We start from the raw sequence: 19,201 nt of genomic DNA on the forward strand, positions 1-19,201 counted from the left end.
ATTGTGCATCTGTATGGGCCATGTTGGCCCCGGGGCTCAAGCCTGAACCAGCTTGATCGCATCTTCGGCGATGACCCATTCCTCGTTGGTCGGGATCACCATGGCGACGGGCCCCTGCTCCTTGGTGATGATGCCGGCCTTGCCGAAACGGGCCGCGAGGTTGCGCTCGTTATCTACCTCGAAGTTGAAAATAGCCAGCATGTTCAGTACTTTTTCGCGGATGATGTCCGAATTTTCGCCTATGCCGCCGGTAAAGATCACCGCATCCAAGCGTCCCAGTGGTACAGTATAGGCGGCGATATACTTCGCCAGCCGATAGCAGAAGATCTCCAATGCCAAGGTGGCGCCCTTATGGCCCTCGGCCATGGCTTCTTCTATGCCGCGGCAGTCGTTGGTCAGCTCGGAAATGCCCAGCAGGCCGCTCTGCTTGTTCAGCAGGCTGTTGACTTCATCCAGGGTATAACCCAGTTGATGCACCAGGTGATAGATGATCGAAGGGTCGAGATCGCCACAGCGGGTGCCCATCACCAGGCCTTCCAGTGGCGTCAGCCCCATGGAGGTGTCCACGCTCTTGCCATTTTTGACCGCAGTGACTGAGGCACCGTTGCCCAGATGGGCACAGATCAGATTGGTCTGTGCCAGAGGCTTGCCCAGCAGCCTGGCCGCTTCACGACTGACGAACAGGTGACTGGTGCCATGCATGCCGTAACGGCGAATGCCATGTTCGCGATACAACTTGTACGGCAGGGCATAGATATAGGCATGCTCCGGCATGCTCTGGTGGAAGGCGGTGTCAAATACCGCCACCTGGGGCAAGTCGGGGAAGGAGGCTTGGGCGGCACGGATCCCGATAAGGTGCGCCGGATTATGCAGAGGTGCCAGCGAGGCACAATCTTCGATGCCTTTGATCACCGCATCATCTATGACGACAGAGCGGGTAAACTTCTCGCCGCCATGCACTATGCGGTGACCTATGGCCTGGATCTGGGCCGCCAATTCGGGTTGCTGCGACAATATCTGCTTGACGATGAATTCGACCGCCTCGCGGTGGGCGCTGAAAGGCGCCAGCCTGGACTCCTGCTTAACCCCCTGCAGTTTCCATTTGATCTTGGCATTTTCCAGCCCGAAACATTCGGCCATACCCGAGATGAAATCTTCACCCGATTGGGCCTCTATGACGGCAAATTTCAGCGATGAACTGCCGCAGTTGAGTACCAATACCAATTTGTTGGCCATGTTTTGCCCCTTTTAACTTAATATGAATCGTTTATGGGGATGATACCGTTTCCGGCGCCCAGGCCGCCACAATCCCGTGTTATTTCTGTAACTCAGTTCCCAAGTTAACGTCGGCTGTCGCCTAGCTTGGGGCAATATCGGCAATTGTGCTAAGGTAAGCCTTATAGTCAGCTTGTCGTAGGAGCCTTAGTTGCGCATCCGAGTCCTCAAAACCCTTGGCGATGGTCGTCGCTATATGAAAGTCTGGCCCATGGTGAGACAACTGGGGCATTATTTTCCCGAATACCGGGTGGTGCGGGCGACCCGGCTCGCCTTGGTCTGCATGCCTGTGTTGGCGCTCCTGACCCTGGCGAGCCAGCTCTACTTCTTTGGCTGGGATTTTTTACCCCAGGCCCTGACCCTGGCTTTATTCTTCATCAGCTTGCCGCTGCAAGGCCTGCTGTGGTTGGGGTGGCGCGCCCGCCATCCCTTACCTCTGACCCTGTTCGATTGGACCAACAAGCTCAGCAGTAGACTCAGCGCTCAGGGCATAGAGAGTCGGCCATTGGGCGGGCGGGCCTGCTACCTGGACATGGCCCGAGTCTTGAAATTGGCCTTCGAACGACTGGAAGCCGCTTATTGGGAAGAGTTGTAATTGAGCCTATGAGGGCGTGTGAGCCCTGGCTCATACTAACCCTTATGCCCATCAGGCTGGATATGGCGCCGATGTTGTCCGGAGTGCCACGGTTCGGCGGGAATGCTCTTCGTGCTGATGGTTGACCTTTTATAACTTGCCCCCCTTGGTATTTTTGGCTTTCAGATAAATTAAAAACACGGCATCCGAGGATACCGTGTTTTTCAAGACAAATTTGCAACAACATGGCTCTTATCGCAGCTACAACACTTCAGCTATATCTCTGCATTGAAGCTTTTTCTCTGCGATTTCCCCGTACAGCTGTCACAGTATGACATTGGGTTAGAATTTGAAACTAACCGTTGTGTGGAAGAAACGGCCTATGTTGTCATATCCGGCAGATTCGACATTTGTGCCCTTGGCGCCATAGGGTAAGTCACGATCGAATAGGTTATCGATGCCAAATTTCAGACTGATACCCGAATCGAAGTCATATGCGACAGCAACATCGCTGATGAAATAATCACCGTAGGCGAGATTGCTGCTTGGGTTTGCATTGCGCTCCAACTCCCTGCTGGTGTAGAGGTTAACACCTTCTATGAAGCGAGTACGCCAATTTGCACTCCAATTGTCGATTGAATAATTCAGTGTCCAATTGGCTTGCCATTTGGCATATCCAGCTGTACCTGCGTTCTCTTCGAAGGTATCCGGCTCATCCTGGAATGAGAAGTCCTTGCGTTTTAACAGACGGGTGGCAATCAGGTTTGTTTTGAAGTCGCCGCCAAAGCCTTCAAAGTTATAACCTATATCTAAATCTATACCTGCTGCTTCGAGTGCAGCAATGTTAAGTGAGAACTGCTTGATTGACGTAATCTCGTGACTCGCAGGGTCACGAGTGATCAGACGGCAATACTCATTATCAATACCTGTTGATGAATCTACACAACGATCGATGATATCTTGAGCTGCAACCGAACTGATTGAATCCTCGATACTGATATTCCAATAGTCGGTCGATATAGACAGACCTTCAATGAAGCTGGGTTGGTAAATGACACCCACTGTGTAGCTTGTCGATTCTTCGGCCTTAAGATCTCTGTTACCACCACTCACGCCTTCGAGTTTCTTAGAGTCGTAATCTGAATTGAAATCAGCTGGGACACCCAAACTGGCACAATTGTCTTTGCGTACTTCAGGATGTGCAAGCTCGTCCAAATACTTGGTACGACAAGAATCTTTGACACTAAAGAAGTCTTGGCTTGCGGCACCGTACAATTCGCTGATATTAGGCGCTCTAATGGCTTCTGCATAGGTTGAGCGAACACGCAGTTCGTCATTGACTTCCCAGCTTAAACCCGCTTTCCAGGTAGTGGCATTGCCGATAGTGCTGTAGTCGGCGAAGCGAACGGCTAAGTCCAAGTCGAGCTGGCGGATCATCGGCAGATCGGCTAGCAATGGCAGGTTTATTTCGGCAAAGACTTCTTTCACGTCGAAATCACCTTTGTCCTCTCCCAGAACATTGAAAAATGTTCCTTCTGCATTATCTGGTTCGAAGACTTCACTTTGCTCTTTGCGGTACTCTATACCGGTAGATACACCTACCATACCCGCCGGCAGTTCAAACAATGCAGAATTTGTCAGTGAGCCACCGAGAACTGTCTGCTTGATGACAGAAGTGCCAGTTGAGATTGTGTTAATGTAGTCAATGGCTTCTTGGCTCGGGCGGCCGAATCCAAAAATATCAACAGGCACACAGCCAGCTTTTCTCGCTTCTTCGTCTCGACACACGGCCACGCCATCGACTCGTACTGAATCCAGAGCATGCCTATAATTAGCTTTCACTAAGTTATTTTTATTGACCCTTTCTAAATCAGTTTGGCCATACACTGCGTATACATCGTAATTCCAATCTTCACCCATTAAGCCTTCAAGACCCAACACATAGCGTTGGGTTTCACGGGTATCGTCTTCAATTCGAACACCCAAATCTGTCATGAAGCGACGAATGTTGATCGAGTCCAATGGCGCCGGATTGCCGTCCTTATCTTTGTGAGCTTGCATCAAGGCGACCAGCTCTGGATTGATGAAAGCATTGTCAATCTTGACTGTGTTGTCTGGATTTCCAAAGAAGAAGGCTGGCTGCCCCTCATCAGTCGATTGACTGTTCACATACTTAGCTTCAAAGTATGCATTCATATCATCGTTGATTTGATAGTTGGTCTTTAAATTGAAGTTGTAACGCTTGAATTCAGGTTGAAGCTCAACAAATTGATTGAGGTTAGTGAAATCACAATCGCTACAATAGATGCCATCAATATTAGTGCCACGATAGACGTCCCGTAGCGAGCCATCGGGATTAAACGTCTTCCAGCCATCTAAGTTGAATGTACCTGCATTGCTGATACTGTAATGGCCGGCATTGGCAGTATATATTTTGTCCGGGTCATTGGGATCATTTGAATCGATATAATTTCCGTCGGCATCTTTGGGACGGTTGGTGTTTTTCAAACTGCTGAAAGAGGTGGACGTCTGATCACGATCAAATGCTTTTAACTGATCTTGGGCGCTGTATTCGACAGCCAAGGCTATATTGCCTTTACCCTCATTGAAATCAGTGCCGTATGACAGGGAGAAACGGTCTTTACTATGAGGACTGTCTCCGGCCCATCCTTTAGTTGCCGAGACCTCCAGACCATTGATATCTTTTTTTAGAATGAAGTTTACTACCCCAGTAACAGCATCGGCACCGTATATTGCAGAGGCACCACCGGTTATCACTTCTACCTTGTCAATCCAGACACTTGGTATAGTGTTTACATCGACTGATGAAGTACCTGCTGAACTAGAAACGTGGCGTTTTCCATTGACCAGCACCAGCGTCCTGGCTGTGCCCATATTTCTCAAATCCAACAGGTTCAAACCTGAAGTGCCTATGAAACGTCCAGAGTTTGCCAATGAGTAAGTGCTACCCAATGCAGGTAATTGGTTTAAGGCTTCACCTATATTTGTTACACCCGTTGACAGAAGTTCTTCACCACTGATAACAGTTACCGGGGTTGGTGCTATTGCGCCTTCGCGAATGATACGCGAACCTGTGACAGATATTCTTTCTACTTCCTGTTTCTCTAAGGCATCGCCTTGATCTGCAGCGTATGCGGCGGATATGCCCATTGTTGCTGTTACTGCACTGCCTACCAACGCAAAGCGGATAGCCTTGGTTAATATCGAGTTTACTTGCATGATATGCTCCCTGGAATATAGTATTTTTTTATGCAATTAATTATATGAAAGCCGTAACGTAATTATAATTAAAACTGCGACGCAGATATAAGCATGCGGAAATAGTCTTTGCAATAGCTCTGTCATGAACATTTTTATGCTTTTCATGTCAGTTTGTAGATTGGATTTAAATTATATTGCAACATATTTGAAACATTCCGGCTGTTTATCTCTGTTGGACAATGATATGAATGTTGCATTTATGTTTCTCATGTTGCTTGGTTCATTTTTTGGTGTGTATCTGGGAAAATTAATATTTACAATTGTATTGGTTAGCATTGAAAATCCCACGATAATTACCATCATGCGTGCTATTTAATCCTTAAGGGTTATTTACGGTTCGGCATTCTATTTATTTTTAGTTTTGCGTTAATTGCCGCTAAATTTAGACTCATACAAAAATAGCATTCACCCAGGATAATAAATGAGCCCACTAAACCGGAATTCAGCCGATACTCATATCGTGAAGCGCCGAAAAGGGGAAGCTATCCTTGAACTCACGGCAGCCCCATCGACAGCTGGCCGCCTCTGTCGCTCAACCACTGACGCTGTGCTTATTATCTGAGTTCGAGGGCTGGGTGCCGTTAAAAAGAATGAATAAGGCAAGAAGCATTGTTGATGTTTGCCCAACCCGTATAACTATGGAGGGCAAGCGTAGCTTGCTTGATGAGCTGAGCGCATGGAACATTTGTTAGCTCATAACTCAGGAGAATGCCTGATGGAGGGGGGGATTGAAGCTGGGAGATTTACAAATCAGTGAATGAGGCAGCAAGACCATGCTCAGAGTGGCCGAAAAGTCAGCAATCGCGCCTTGCAATCACCCTGCCGCAGCAGGGTGATATTATCCAAGTGGGTCGATGCAAGCGGGTTATTGCACGTTTTCCTGCTCACCGAACTCGCCTTGGAAGAGCGCGGAGGAGAGGTAACGTTCGGCCGCCGATGGCAAGACGACCACTATGGTCTTGTCGGCAAACTCGGGCAGGGCGGCGATGCGATTGGCGGCTACCACTGCGGCACCCGAAGAGATGCCGACCAGTATGCCTTCTTCTTTCATCAGGCGCAGCGACATCTCGATCGCTTCGTCGTTGGTGACGGCTTCGACCCTGTCGACCATTTCGAGATCCAGGTTACCAGGAATGAAGCCTGCGCCTATTCCCTGGATCTTGTGGGGACCGGGTTGAATGGCTTGCCCCGCCAGGGTCTGGGCGATAACCGGGGAGTCGGCAGGTTCGACGGCGACCGAGGTAATGGCCTTGCCCTTGGTATTCTTGATGTAGCGGCTGACACCTGTGATGGTGCCGCCTGTGCCGACACCTGCGACAAACACATCGACTTCACCGTCCGTGTCGTTCCAGATCTCTGGCCCCGTGGTCTTCTCGTGAATTTCCGGATTCGCCGGGTTGTTGAATTGCTGCAGCAGGACGTATTTTTCCGGTGCCGACTGACGAATTTCTTCGGCCTTGTCTATGGCACCTTTCATGCCCTTGGCGCCTTCGGTCAACACCAGGTTGGCGCCCAGTGCCTTGAGCAGCTTGCGGCGTTCCAGACTCATGGTATTGGGCATGGTGAGGGTTAACTTATAACCACGGGCGGCGGCGACGTAAGCCAAGGCTATGCCTGTGTTACCTGACGTTGGCTCGATCAGCTCTTGCTCTTTAGTGAGTAAACCTTTTTTCTCAGCATCCCATATCATATTGGAGCCGATACGGCACTTGACGCTGAAACTGGGATTGCGGGCCTCGATCTTCGCCAGTACCTTGCCCTGACTGACGCGATTGAGGCGTACCAGGGGGGTATTGCCAATAGTGTATGAATTATCTTCGAAAATTTTACTCATGGATTACGTGCTCCTATGGTTTCTCAGTTAAATCATAATCTGCATTGCGGCTTTTAGAAGTGATTGTTTGTTCTTCATTATTCCATTTTGTTATTAAAAATACCGTTATTATTCGTAACTCCCGTGACGCTATCGTCCCAGGCGGCTTAACGCTTGCATTAATCACTGAAGTTAGGCGTAATTGAGCTAACCGTTGGCGGGAAAATTCCGGTTTTTTCCTGTTAGCAACATAGCCCAATGATTCGTAATGGACAACTTATCAAGATGAAGAAGCTGGCACCCGATATAGCGACAGATCCCAAGACCCTGGTGACGCCCTATGCCTTTAAGATCGCAGACAATATTCTCTATACCCCGTTAGCGACCCCCTTGAAACGCGCACTGGCGATGACCATAGACGGTTTCTTGATTGCCGTCATGGCCGATGAGGCTGGGTGGATGTTCATCCTGCTGGTGGCCTTGACGCTGTTGATCCAGCGCCGTAACCACCAATGGGGCAAGATTTTCAAGTGGGGCATGTACGTCGTCATGTTGCTGGGGCTGCTCTGGGTCCTCACCACAGCCGTGTTCGAAAAAGATGCCCCACCGGCTGAGCATGAGCCCAAGACTTCGGCGCTGACGGGAGTGGCCAGCCTGAAACTCCTCCCCCAGATAGTGGCGCTGGCCGGCTGTGAGTCCGCCGAATGTGCCTCGGATAAGGTAAAATCATTGGATAGCCAACTCAAGGCATCGGGCCTGTCGCCCAAGGAGCAGAAACAGATACTGCGCGATGTGATTGCAGATCTGGCACTGCCTGAGGGGGAATTGACGTCATTGGCCAAGAGCGTGGGGCTGGAGCTCGATGCCGGGAAAGGGACCCCGTCGGATGCGGTGCAAGAGGCGGCGGTTGGCACCGACAGCGACAGCGACCTTGGGGATAGTGTGCCTGACCCGGCCGTGGCAAAAAGCCTCATGCGGGACAAGGAGGCCAAGCCGAAATACAGTTTGCTCGAATGGGCCAAGGGGGTACTGAACGATCTGGGATTGGGCTTCGGTTGGTCGGCCTTCTATTTTACCGTGTTTACCGCCTGGTTCGACGGTCAGACTCTTGGCAAGAAGCTATTGCGTATCAGGGTCATTCAACTCGATGGCAGCAAGATCAGCCTCTGGGCCGCCTTCGGCCGTTATGGCGGTTATGGTGCCGGTTTCGCCACGGGTTTGCTGGGGTTCCTGCAGATATATTGGGACGCCAACCGCCAGGCGATCCAGGACAAGATTTCCGCTACCGTGGTGATCGACCTGACCAAACCCAAGAAGATCCCCGCGGGGATGGCGGTCGATGCCATGGATCCTGTGTGAAGCGCATCTTGTGAAGTACATTTAGTGAAGCGCATCCTGTGGTGGGCAGAGAGTCGCGGCGACAATGTAAAAACGACAATGTAAAAACGACAATGTAAAAACGACAATGTAACAAACGACAATGTAACAAACAGCGTATGGATTTTGGAGCGAGTATGAATAAGGTGGTCATCTCTGGCAGTGGGTTGTTTACCCCGCCCCATGGCATTGCCAATGCGGAGCTGGTCGACAGTTACAATGCGTATGTCGATATCTTCAACAGTGAAAATGCCGGCCTGATAGCCCAGGGGCACCTGGCACCCCTGAGCTACAGTTCCAGTGAGTTTATCGAGAAGGCCTCGGGGATCAAGCACAGGTATGTGATGGTCAAGGAGGGCATACTGGATCCCGAAGTCATGATGCCGCTGATCCCCGAGCGCAGCGCCGATAGCCTGTCGATGCAGGCCGAGATGGGTGTGGCGGCGGCACGTATGGCATTGGATGAAGCCAAGCTCGAGGCCGGGCAGATAGATCTTGTCATCGTCGCCTGTGCCTATACCCAGAGAGCCTATCCTGCGGTGGCGATAGAAATTCAGCGGGCGCTCGGCACCCGGGGGTTCGCCTACGACATGCTGGTGGCCTGTTCCTCGGCGACCTTCGCCATGGTATCTGCGATGAACGCCATCGAGAGCGGCACCGCGGCGCGGGTGTTGGTGATAAACCCGGAGATCTGCTCCGCCCAGGTCAATTACCGCGACAGAGACAGCCACTTCATCTTCGGCGATGTGGCCACGGCTGTGGTGTTGGAGCAGGAAGCGCTGACGCGCTCGCCCCAGGCGTTCCGCGTCCTCGGCAGCCGCTGTTTCACCCACTACTCGGGCAATATCCGCAGCAACTTCGGCTTCCTCAACCGCTGCGATCCCGCCAATGCCCATAACGGCGACAAGCTGTTCCATCAGCAGGGGCGCAAGGTATTCAAGGAGCTGTTGCCGCTGATCTATCAACATCTGGAACGACAACTGGGCGATGCCGGCCTGGAGCCCAAGGACTTCAAGCGGCTGTGGTTGCACCAGGCCAATATCAACATGAATCAGTTCGTGGTGAAGAAGTTGCTCGGCGATGCTTTGGCGCCGCTGCAGGCGCCGGTAGTGCTGGACGAGTATGCCAACACGGCTTCGGCCGGCTCTGTCATCGCCTTCCACAAGTATAAGCATGACTTCGCCGCCGGCGATCTCGGACTGCTATGCTCGTTCGGTGCCGGTTATTCCATAGGCAGCCTGATCTTGCAAAAGTGCTGAGCCGATAGCTGGAGCCAATAAAAACGCCTGCGACAGCAGGCGTTTTTATGTTTGCTTAACCTGCTAGTCCGGGGCTATCTCAGGGTGACGATACACCTCGCGATACTTGTCGACCCACATGGCGGTGGCGCCGCAGATGGCGACCGGCATGACGATGAAGTTGACTATGGGGATCATGGAAAACACAGTCACGGCGGCGCCGAAACTGAAGCTGGTGCCCCTGGTCTGGGCCAGGGCGAACTTCATGTCCTTGAAGGTCACCTTGTGATTGTCGAACGGATAGTCGCAGTATTGGATGGCCATCATCCAGGCGCTGAACAGGAACCAGAGCACGGGCGCCAGAGTCTGGCCGACCAGGGGGATCCAGAAGATCAACAGGAACAGCAGCGCCCGTGGCAGGTAATACTTGAGCTTGAGCCATTCCCGCCCCAGGACCCTGGGTAAATCTTTGAGCAGATCCACAGTCGTGCCTGTGTTGAGGGGCTTGCCCGTCAGCAATTGCTCGACTTTTTCCGCCAGCAGGCCGTTGAAGGGCGCCGCCAGCCAGTTCATCACTGAGCTGAACACGAACGACAGCAACACCAGCATGGTGACCACGGCCAGGGGCCACAGCAGGAAGTTGAGCCAACTCAGGTAATCGGGTAATTGAGCGTTAACCCAGTCGAAAAAGACTTCCAACTGCCCGAGCGCGGCATAGATGACGCCGGCAAATAGCAGCAGGTTAATCATCAGTGGAATGAAGACGAAGGTGCGCAGCCCCGGGCGCTTGATCAGGTTAAAACCATAGAGAAAATAATTGACGCCGCTTTTCCTGGCATTTGCGGCTGGGGACGATAAGGCAGAAGCCATAAGCAAAAATCCTTCGGGTAATCCATAACATGCCCCGATTGTGAGCAAGCCGGCTGCGAATGACAAGGGGAAAACCCGGCTAAACCAATAAAAAACGTTACAAAATGCGGCCCGCTTTGTTAAAGTTGCCACCATAGCCGCACCGGCTCAATTCTGACATATCATGGCATGGACCATGAGGCGACCCGACTGGCACCATGAGATTAAAACTAATAAAACTTGCTGGCTTTAAGTCGTTCGTCGATAGCACCAAGATCCCCTTCATCAATGCCCTCAGCGCCATCATAGGCCCCAACGGCTGTGGCAAGTCCAATGTCATAGACGCGGTGCGCTGGGTGCTGGGCGAAAGCTCGGCCAAACACCTGCGTGGCGATTCCATGACGGATGTGATCTTCAACGGCTCGGGTGGCCGGCGACCCGTGTCGGTTGCCGGGGTCGAGTTGGTGTTTGAAAATACCCAGGGACGCCTGACGGGCCAATATGCCGCCTATCAGGAAATTTCGGTCAAGCGTCAGGTCAGCCGGGACGGCGAATCCAACTATTTCCTCAATGGCCAGAAGTGTCGCCGTAAAGACATTACCGATCTCTTCATGGGCACGGGCCTGGGTCCCCGCAGTTACGCCATCATAGAACAAGGCACCATCTCTCGGCTGATCGAGTCCAAACCCCAGGAGCTGCGGATCTTCATCGAAGAGGCCGCCGGCATCTCCCGTTACAAGGAAAGGCGGCGGGAGACGGAGAACCGCATTCGTCACACAAGGGAAAACCTCGAACGTCTGGGTGACATACGTGTCGAGCTTGGCCAGCAGCTGGCCAAGTTGTCGCAACAGGCCCAGGCGGCCAAGCAATACCGCGAGCTGAAGCAGGCCGAGCGTGAGACCCAGGGGCAGTTGCTGGTGATGCGTTACCAGGAACTGCAGACCCAGATGGCGGGGCTCAAGGCACAGATTCAGACCCTGGAGCTGGATATAGAGGCAGGTCATGCGCTGCTTCAAGCCATACAGCTGGAACTGACAGAGCAGCAAGTGCTGCTGGCTGAGCTGTCGCAGCAGGAACAAACCGGGGTCGAAAGTTACTATCAGACGGGCACGGCGCTGGCGACCCTGGAGCAGCAGCTCCAGAACCAGCAGCAGCGCGATGCCCAGCAGCAAGCTCAGTTGAGCCAGCTTGCGGAGCGGCTCCTCGCCCATGAAGCCAAGTTGGCCCAATACCAAGCCGACAGTCAAGGCATTGCCGCCGAGTTGGCGGCGCTGGCACCGGCACAGGCGCTGGCCGAGGAAGCCCATGATGAATTGCAGGCCCAATGGGAGCAGCAGCAAGGGGAGCAGCAAGCCCAGGCCGAGGCGCTGGGGCTGGCAAATGAGCGGGTCTCGGCTGCCAGGCTCGAGCTGGAGCTGACCCGCAACAAGTTGGGCCACTGTGAACAAGTGCTGGCCCATAAACAGACCCAGAGCGACGCCCAGCAGACGCAGTTGCAGGCACTCGAAACCAGAGCAGAGGGGGATAACCCGGCATTGCTCGATGAGGGGCTGGCGAAGCTGGATGCCGAGCTCGACTGGCAGCGCGAGCGTAATCTCGCCCTCGAAGAGGCATGCCAGGAGGGTGAGCAAGCGCTGGAGGAGATGCGCCAGGGCGCCGAGGCGGCGAGTCAGGGCCTGGCGGCGATGCAGGCCAGACTCGAGCTGATTGCCCAATGGCTGGCTGCGGGCGCAACTGAGTCGGACAGGCCTCAGCTGTGGCAGCGGCTCGAGGTCGCCAATGGCTGGGAAAAGGCCGCCGAGCTGGTGCTCGATGGCCTCTTGACTCGCGAACTTGGGGTCAGCGGCGACGAGCCAGGCTTCGAGTCCATGGCCTATGATGCCCAATCCGAGGGTGACCAGGCCTATCTGGGCGCCGCAGTCAATCTCAGCCCCTGGCTCAAGCATTTGCATTGGGCCAATGATCTGGCTGCGGCACGGGGCCTGTTGCCGACTTTGGCTGCCCACGAGCGGATAGTCACAGCCGATGGCTATCTGTTGGGGCATGGCTTCCTGCTGACCAAGACGGAGGGGGCCCAGTCACTGGTGCAGCTGAGCAAGGAGCAGGAGCGGTTGACCTGCGACATCAGCCAAGCCCAGGCAAGGTCCGCGAGCCTGCAGGCGGATATGCGCCGTCTGGGCGAAGCGCTGACGGCGCATAAACAGGGATTGCTGCAGGGCCAGCAGCGGCTGCATCGACTCCAGTTGGAAAAGACCACCCTGGAACTGCAGCGCACGACCCTGGCCGAACAGATGGCCGAGCGCAGCGGGCGTCAACAGGAGCTCGGCAGGCTGTTGGCGGCGGCGGCGGCTGAGATAGAACAGCAGCAAGCAGGGCTCGAGGCCTTGGGCGAGCTGGAGTCGAACCTGAGCCGCCAGCTGGATACACAGCTAGAGCTGCAACATCAATTGCAGGCACAGGCGCAGACGGCCAGTAGCCAGAGCCGGGATCTCAAGGCCAGGCTGGATGAGCAGACCAGGCAGCGCCAGGCGCAGGCGGCCCAGAAGCAGACCCTGACCATGAAGCTGGCGGTGACCGCCGAGCAAGTGCAGCAGCAGAGCCAGAGGGTGGAGGAAGCACTGCAGAGCCGGCGACAGCTCGAGGGGCAGCTGACGGCGCAGCAAAGCAAGCAGGGGGGGCAGAATGCCGCCCAGCTGCAGGAGGGCTTGGCGCTGTTGCTGGCCAGACAAGAGAGCCAACAGCAACAACTGCAGGCCATTCGTCTGCGGCAAGCCCAGGTACAGGAAGGGCTCGATGGCACGGGTTTAAAGCAAAAACAAGAACTTGGTCGCTTAGAGGGCTTGACTCAAACCCTGAGCACGTTAAAGTTACGTCATGAAGGCTTGAAGGGGCAGGCACAGAGCCAGCTGCAGCTGTTACAGGAGGCCGAGATCCAACTCGACCCTGTGGCGGCCACTATCCCGGCAGAGGCCACCCCGGACAGCTGGCAACAGCGTCTGGACAAGCTCAGGGCCAAGATAGCGCGCCTGGGGGCGATTAACCTGGCGGCCATCGAGGAATTTGAGCAGCAGAGTGAGCGCAAGCAGTATCTCGACAGCCAGGATGAAGATTTAACCAAAGGTTTGGCGACCCTCGAAGAGGCGATACGCAAGATAGACAAGGAAACCCGCAGCCGTTTCAAGCTGACCTTCGATTCTGTGAACCAGGATTTGGGGCGTTTGTTTCCCAAGGTCTTCGGTGGCGGCCATGCCTATCTGGCGTTGACCGACGACGACTTGCTGGAAACCGGGGTGACCATAATGGCGCAGCCACCGGGAAAGAAGAACAGCACTATTCATCTTCTTTCCGGTGGAGAAAAGGCGTTAACCGCTTTATCATTGGTTTTTGCGATTTTCAGGCTCAATCCGGCGCCTTTTTGTATGTTGGATGAAGTCGATGCACCACTGGACGATGCCAACGTCGAGCGCTTCTGTCGCTTGTTGCAGGAAATGTCCCAGAGTGTGCAGTTTATTTACATCAGCCATAACAAGATCACTATGGAGATGGCCGATCAATTGATTGGCGTGACTATGCACGAACCCGGGGTGTCGCGTATAGTCGCTGTGGATATAGAGGAAGCGCTGGCCTTGGCCGACGCGGGATAATCTCAGAAATACAGGGTAACCAATGGAAGATTTGCAACTGGTTTTATTTGTGTTGGGCGCGATAGCCATAATCGCGGTACTGGTACATGGATTTTGGTCCATCAGAAGGCAACAGCCTAAATCATTGAGAGACAGCCCCATTGGGAGCTTTTATAAGGATCAGGCCGACCGCAGAGACGCGGAAGGATTCGACGCCGATGGCATTGGCCAGGTGCGGGTACGCAAGCCTGGGCAACAGGAGCCTGAGGCGGATGTGGATCTCGCGGTGCGTGCCGGGATGCAGAGCCCAGACTTTTCCTTGTCGGCGACCCCTGGCACCAAGGCACAAACCAAGCCGGCCAAACCCAGACAGGCAGCCAGTCCAACGGCCAATGCCAGTGCTGTTGAAGAGGCGTCCGAGTCGGCGACGCAGAGTCAGATGGAGTTGGGTCTGGCCAAGGATAACCTCCAGGCGCAGCTGTTCGATGAGCCGGCTATTGAGCCTACAGATGCACAAGTGAGGGAGACAACAGGCGTCGACGCGGCGGCCCAGGCCGAGGAAGACGAGCTGGGTGAGCCCCAGGATGTGCTGGTACTGCACCTGATGGCCAAGGAAGGGGAAGAACTGCAGGGCGCCGAGTTGCTGCCCTGCCTGCTGACCCTGAATTTCAAGTTCGGCGAGATGAATATCTTCCACCGCCATGTGGATAACGCAGGTACAGGCAAGGTGCTGTTTTCCATGGCGAACATGGTGAAACCTGGGACCTTCGATCCCGACAACATGGAACAGTTCAGCACCCCAGGGGTGGTCTTGTTCATGACCATGCCTTGTTATGGCGATGCGCTGATGAATTTCTCCATCATGCTCAACTCGGCGCACCAGTTGGCCGACGATCTCGATGCCCTGGTGCTCGACGCCCAGCGTCAGCCGTGGGATGAGGCCAGCAAGCAGGATTATCTGCGGCGGATCCGTGCTCAAGTCGGCTAACCCGGCTTGAGCCAGTATAAGCTCCATGGCCTTGAGTACGGCCATTATTAATCGAATTCAGTATTGGTGAGGCCGCAGCAGCGGCCTCATTTTTGTTATTTGGATACCATCCCATGCACGCGATTCAAACAGAAATAGCCCAGCTTACCCAGACACTCAACGAACATAACATACGCTATTACGTCGACGATGCGCCGAGCATCCCGGATGCCGAATACGATCGGCTGATGCAAAGGCTGAAACAGCTGGAGAGCGCCCATCCCGAGTTTGTCCGTGCCGACTCTCCGACCCAGAGGGTCGGCGGGGCGCCGCTGGCCAAGTTCGAGCAGATAGCCCACCTCAAGCCCATGCTCAGCCTGGACAATGCCTTCGACGAAGACGAGTTCAACGGCTTTCATAAGCGGGTCAGCGACAGGGTAGGTGAGGTCGAGTACTGCTGTGAGCCTAAGCTCGATGGCCTGGCGGTCAGCATAGTCTACCGTGATGGGCTGCTGGAGCGTGCCGCGACCCGGGGCGATGGCAGCATAGGCGAAGATATCACAGAGAATGTGCGCACCATACGCGCCATCCCCTTGAAGCTCAGGGGGGATGATCTTCCGTCCCTGGTGGAAGTGCGCGGTGAAGCCTTCATGCCCAAGGCGGCGTTCGAGGCCCTCAATGACAGGGCACGGCTGAAAGGTGACAAGCTGTTCGTCAATCCGCGCAATGCCGCCGCCGGCAGTTTGCGTCAGTTGGACAGCAAGATCACCGCCGCCCGCGAGCTGGCGTTTTACGCCTACGCCCTCGGGGTCGTCGAGCCCGAGTCCGGCGTGCCCGCGACCAGTCATTATGATCAACTGCAACAACTCAAGGCCTGGGGACTCCCCGTCAGCGCCGAGGTGAAAGTCTGCGCCAGTCCCGCCGCGGTGTTCGACTATTATGCCGACATTCAGACCCGCCGCGCCGCATTGGCGTTCGAGATAGATGGGGTGGTCATCAAGGTCAACAGCATAGCCCAGCAGCAGCAACTTGGGTTTGTCGCCAAGGCGCCGCGTTGGGCCATAGCCTATAAGTTCCCCGCCCAGGAAGAGATGACGCTGCTCGAAGGGGTGGACTTTCAGGTCGGCCGCACCGGCGCAGTCACGCCCGTGGCGCGCCTCAAGCCGGTATTCGTCGGCGGGGTGACTGTCTCCAACGCCACACTGCACAATGCCGATGAAATCGCCCGTCTCGGGGTCAAGATTGGCGATACCGTCATCATCCGCCGCGCCGGCGATGTTATCCCGCAGATCGTCGCCATAGTGCCGGAAAAACGTCCGGCGGATGCCAGGGATATCGAATTTCCCAGCGAGTGTCCCGTGTGCCATAGCCTGGTCGAGCGGCTCGAAGGCGAAGCCGTTGCCCGTTGCAGTGGCGGTCTCTTCTGTGAGGCCCAGCGCAAGGAAGCCATCAAGCATTTCGCCTCCCGCAAGGCGTTGGACATAGACGGCATGGGCGACAAGGTGGTGGAACAACTGATAGACAAGGAGCTGGTCAAGAGCCCGGCGGACCTGTTCGGCTTGACGGCCTCCATGATGACCATGCTGGAGCGTATGGGGATGAAGTCGGCGACCAAATTAGTGGCGGCGATCGAGACGGCCAAGAGCACCACACTGGCAAAATTCCTCTATGCCCTGGGGATCCGTGAGGTGGGCGAGGCGACGGCCGCCAACCTGGCGGCGCATTTCGCCAGCCTGGAGAAGATCAGGGAGGCCAAGGTCGAGCAGTTAATCGAAGTCGAAGACGTTGGAGCGATAGTGGCGCAGCATGTGGCGCACTTCTTCGCTCAGCCCCACAACCTGGAGGTGGTCGATAAGCTCATAGCGGCCGGGGTGCATTGGCCGGCGATCGAGGCGCCGGCGGAAGATAAGCTCATTCTCAAGGGCCAAACCTGGGTGCTGACCGGTACCCTGACCCGACTCAATCGCAACGATGCCAAGGCTCAGCTGCAGGCTTTGGGGGCCAAGGTGGCCGGCAGTGTTTCCAAGAACACGGATTGCCTGGTGGCGGGTGAGGCCGCAGGTTCCAAGCTCGCCAAGGCACAGGAGTTGGGGATCAAGATCCTGGATGAAGATGCCTTGCTGGCGTTGTTGAATCCTTAAGCCTTTAGCCTTAGGAACTGGCCGCGGGACAATCTTTTGTGGTCGAGTCATGCCTGGTGCTTGTAATCCGGGCATTCGCCTCCATGTTATAGCTATCACCCATGTCAGCCACAGAAGGGCTTAGGCCTGTCCAAACGGAACCCAATTTGAATTTCAGTCACATCACCTGGCTAGATGATAAAGGCCATATCAAGCCCCCCCTGGCTCTGTACCTCATGCTGGCGTTTCTGGCCAGGGGCTGGTGCGTCTTCATCGCCTCTTTGACCCAGATGAGCGATCGCAGCGCCCTGGTGCGGCTCTTCTATCCCCAGAAGACCGAGTTTCTCTGGGCCCTGGGGACAGGGGCGGGGGCCGTGCTCCTGTACTTTGTGGTCATCGCCGAGCGCAAGCGCTCGCCCGCCTGGATAAGGCCGCTGTTTGGCCGCTTGGCCTGGCCCCTGTGGGGCCTGCTGCTGCTCGATGGCGCCATCCTGCTGCAGCGGCTGCTGCATAGCGATCTGCTGTTTAACTGGCGCTTCGCCTTCGATGCCGTGCTGTTATTCTGGTGTGTTTTATACCTGCTCAAGTCTCGCCACCTACATCATTACCTCAGGGACTGGCCGTCACAGCCTTAGGCCCTAGGGCCTGTGACGCGCTAAATGTCCATCAAGGCTTATGCTTTTGCCTAAGCTATGTTAGATTCGTCAATTCGAGTGTGACAAAAGTGTTGCAATTCCCCTGGCCAGGGCAGCACTTGAGTGCAGGGCCTATGGTGCGCCACCGAATGCGCCACTATCGCTACTGCATAGCCACAGCCGAGCCCAATCCCAGTTACTGCCAGCCCCATACCCGGAGGAGCTATCCGAGTGGCATATATTCGTTTACCCCTGTCACAACTGGAAGTTGGACTGACGGTGAAATTACCTTTGTCTTGGCGCGAGCATCCTTTCATGCTCAACAAGATAAAGATCAAGGATGATGCACAGATAGCCCTGATCAGGGGACTGGATATTCCCTATGTCTACCTGGTCGAGGGGGAGCCGACGGCGGATGTCGCCATCCAGGTGCCTCAGAGTGAACCCGAGCCGCCGGAGGCTGAAGCCGTGCGGGATCCCGTCGCCGAGACCCGCAAGGCTATCCATGCCAGTCAGAAGCAATTCTTCCAGGGGGTGAGCGATACCCGCAGTCTCTACAGCAAGCTGAACAGTGATCCCGAAGGCGCCTACCGTTTGTCGGCCACCCTGGTGGAAGATCTCATGACGCATCTGCATGGGAGCGATACCCCGCAGCTGGCCCTGGTCAAGGTCGCTCCCAACGAAGTCAACATCACCCAGCATGGGGTCTCGGTTGCCGTCATCGCCATGATGATGGGCCATAGCCTGGGGCTGGCCCCCAGGGAACTCAGGGACATAGCCCTGGGTTGTCTGTTTCACGATATCGGCAAGTTCAAGGTACCGGATGCGATACGGCGCAAGCGGGGCGCGCTGAACGAGCATGAAACCAAGTTCATGCGCATGCACCCCAACTTCGGCCATGAGATGCTGGAACGTTCAGGTTTATTTCCCGCCGAGATGCTGCACATAGTCCTGCATCACCATGAATACCTGGACGGTTCAGGTTATCCGCACAGGCTCAAGGGCAAACAGATCCCGCTCTTGACCCAGATAGTCAGCCTGGCCAATGATTATGAGCATCAGTTCGGCAATGAACAGGTCGACTCGCCCCAGCTCGCCCTCGGTTATCTGTTTAAACACCATGGCGCCAAGCATAGCCCTGAGTTGTTGTCGACACTGGTGAAGGTGTTGGGTATCTATCCTCCCGGCACCCTGGTCTCGCTGACCGATGGCAGCATCGCCAAGGTAGTGATGACCACGGGAGAGGCGAAGCAGCCCCATGTGCTCGCCTGCCAGCCTGGCTCGGGCCAACTGGCATTGAGGTTCCTCATCGAGGAGGAGGTGCATATAGCGCAGATCCTCAAACGCGAGGCAGTGTCCGACACCCTTGCCGGCCGTTTGCAGCTGGATATGGGCATAAGTTACTATTTTTGCGCCCCACCTGCTTGAATTCAGACGGGTTTGTTCCG

At 55.0% G+C, this 19,201-nt stretch carries 12 protein-coding genes; 8 read left to right on the top strand and 4 right to left on the bottom strand.

Features of this window, described 5'->3' with window-relative positions:
• Positions 1–36: 36 nt before the first annotated feature.
• Positions 37–1,236: an acetate kinase gene (gene ackA / locus LZP73_RS11910; protein WP_234235209.1), complete on the bottom strand. Its 1,200-nt coding sequence runs from the start codon at positions 1,234–1,236 to the stop codon at positions 37–39.
• A gap of 190 nt (positions 1,237–1,426) precedes the next feature.
• Between ackA and yfbV the strand changes: the two genes are divergently transcribed.
• Complete coding sequence (gene yfbV, locus LZP73_RS11915) at positions 1,427–1,870, top strand: terminus macrodomain insulation protein YfbV (protein WP_234235210.1); 444 nt, start codon at positions 1,427–1,429, stop codon at positions 1,868–1,870.
• Positions 1,871–2,191: 321 nt separating this feature from the next.
• On the opposite strand, the gene LZP73_RS11920 is transcribed toward yfbV, so the two are convergent.
• Both LZP73_RS11920 and cysK read right to left on the bottom strand, forming a co-directional pair.
• Positions 2,192–5,089 (bottom strand): TonB-dependent receptor domain-containing protein, encoded by a 2,898-nt coding sequence (locus LZP73_RS11920; protein ID WP_234235211.1) that lies wholly within the window; start codon positions 5,087–5,089, stop codon positions 2,192–2,194.
• A 907-nt stretch (positions 5,090–5,996) separates the two neighbouring features.
• On the bottom strand, positions 5,997–6,965 hold the full coding sequence (cysK, locus tag LZP73_RS11925) for a cysteine synthase A (protein WP_234235212.1): 969 nt from the start codon (positions 6,963–6,965) through the stop codon (positions 5,997–5,999).
• A 264-nt stretch (positions 6,966–7,229) separates the two neighbouring features.
• Between cysK and LZP73_RS11930 the strand changes: the two genes are divergently transcribed.
• Together LZP73_RS11930 and LZP73_RS11935 are read left to right on the top strand one after the other, a co-directional pair.
• The gene (locus tag LZP73_RS11930) at positions 7,230–8,303 is read left to right on the top strand and encodes an RDD family protein (protein ID WP_234235213.1); all 1,074 of its coding nucleotides are present in this window, start codon (positions 7,230–7,232) and stop codon (positions 8,301–8,303) included.
• 155 nt (positions 8,304–8,458) lie between these two features.
• Positions 8,459–9,580, top strand: a complete 1,122-nt coding sequence (locus tag LZP73_RS11935) for a beta-ketoacyl-ACP synthase III (RefSeq protein WP_234235214.1) — start codon at positions 8,459–8,461, stop codon at positions 9,578–9,580.
• A 63-nt stretch (positions 9,581–9,643) separates the two neighbouring features.
• Here LZP73_RS11935 and cysZ read toward each other — a convergent pair whose 3' ends face one another.
• Positions 9,644–10,429 carry a sulfate transporter CysZ gene (gene cysZ / locus LZP73_RS11940; protein WP_234235215.1) on the bottom strand — a complete coding sequence of 262 codons (786 nt, stop codon included), beginning with the start codon at positions 10,427–10,429 and terminating at the stop codon, positions 9,644–9,646.
• 197 nt (positions 10,430–10,626) lie between these two features.
• Between cysZ and LZP73_RS11945 the strand changes: the two genes are divergently transcribed.
• The 5 genes from LZP73_RS11945 to LZP73_RS11965 all read left to right on the top strand — a co-directional run bounded on the left by LZP73_RS11945 (position 10,627) and on the right by LZP73_RS11965 (position 19,181).
• Positions 10,627–14,052: a chromosome segregation protein SMC gene (locus LZP73_RS11945; RefSeq protein WP_234235216.1), complete on the top strand. Its 3,426-nt coding sequence runs from the start codon at positions 10,627–10,629 to the stop codon at positions 14,050–14,052.
• Between the two features lie 22 nt (positions 14,053–14,074).
• The gene (zipA, locus tag LZP73_RS11950; RefSeq protein ID WP_234235217.1) at positions 14,075–15,019 is read left to right on the top strand and encodes a cell division protein ZipA; all 945 of its coding nucleotides are present in this window, start codon (positions 14,075–14,077) and stop codon (positions 15,017–15,019) included.
• 113 nt (positions 15,020–15,132) lie between these two features.
• Entirely contained in the window at positions 15,133–17,139 is a 2,007-nt protein-coding gene (ligA, locus tag LZP73_RS11955) for an NAD-dependent DNA ligase LigA (RefSeq protein WP_234235218.1), read from the top strand.
• A gap of 146 nt (positions 17,140–17,285) precedes the next feature.
• The gene (locus LZP73_RS11960) at positions 17,286–17,753 is read left to right on the top strand and encodes a DUF2919 domain-containing protein (RefSeq protein WP_234235219.1); all 468 of its coding nucleotides are present in this window, start codon (positions 17,286–17,288) and stop codon (positions 17,751–17,753) included.
• Positions 17,754–17,978: 225 nt separating this feature from the next.
• A complete protein-coding gene (locus LZP73_RS11965) occupies positions 17,979–19,181 on the top strand; it encodes an HD-GYP domain-containing protein (RefSeq protein ID WP_442800740.1) in 1,203 nt (400 codons plus the stop codon).
• Positions 19,182–19,201 lie beyond the last annotated feature (20 nt).

Source organism: Shewanella sp. AS16 (assembly GCF_021412365.1).
Classification (GTDB): Bacteria; Pseudomonadota; Gammaproteobacteria; order Enterobacterales; family Shewanellaceae; genus Shewanella; species Shewanella salipaludis.

Bases quoted from the DNA above. Each gene is read 5' to 3' on its own strand.
- ackA (WP_234235209.1), bottom strand. From the start codon at position 1,236: ATGGCCAACAAATTGGTATTGGTACTCAACTGCGGCAGTTCATCGCTG.
- LZP73_RS11920 (WP_234235211.1), bottom strand. From the start codon at position 5,089: ATGCAAGTAAACTCGATATTAACCAAGGCTATCCGCTTTGCGTTGGTA.
- cysK (WP_234235212.1), bottom strand. From the start codon at position 6,965: ATGAGTAAAATTTTCGAAGATAATTCATACACTATTGGCAATACCCCC.
- LZP73_RS11930 (WP_234235213.1), top strand. From the start codon at position 7,230: ATGAAGAAGCTGGCACCCGATATAGCGACAGATCCCAAGACCCTGGTG.
- LZP73_RS11935 (WP_234235214.1), top strand. From the start codon at position 8,459: ATGAATAAGGTGGTCATCTCTGGCAGTGGGTTGTTTACCCCGCCCCAT.
- cysZ (WP_234235215.1), bottom strand. From the start codon at position 10,429: ATGGCTTCTGCCTTATCGTCCCCAGCCGCAAATGCCAGGAAAAGCGGC.
- LZP73_RS11945 (WP_234235216.1), top strand. From the start codon at position 10,627: ATGAGATTAAAACTAATAAAACTTGCTGGCTTTAAGTCGTTCGTCGAT.
- zipA (WP_234235217.1), top strand. From the start codon at position 14,075: ATGGAAGATTTGCAACTGGTTTTATTTGTGTTGGGCGCGATAGCCATA.
- ligA (WP_234235218.1), top strand. From the start codon at position 15,133: ATGCACGCGATTCAAACAGAAATAGCCCAGCTTACCCAGACACTCAAC.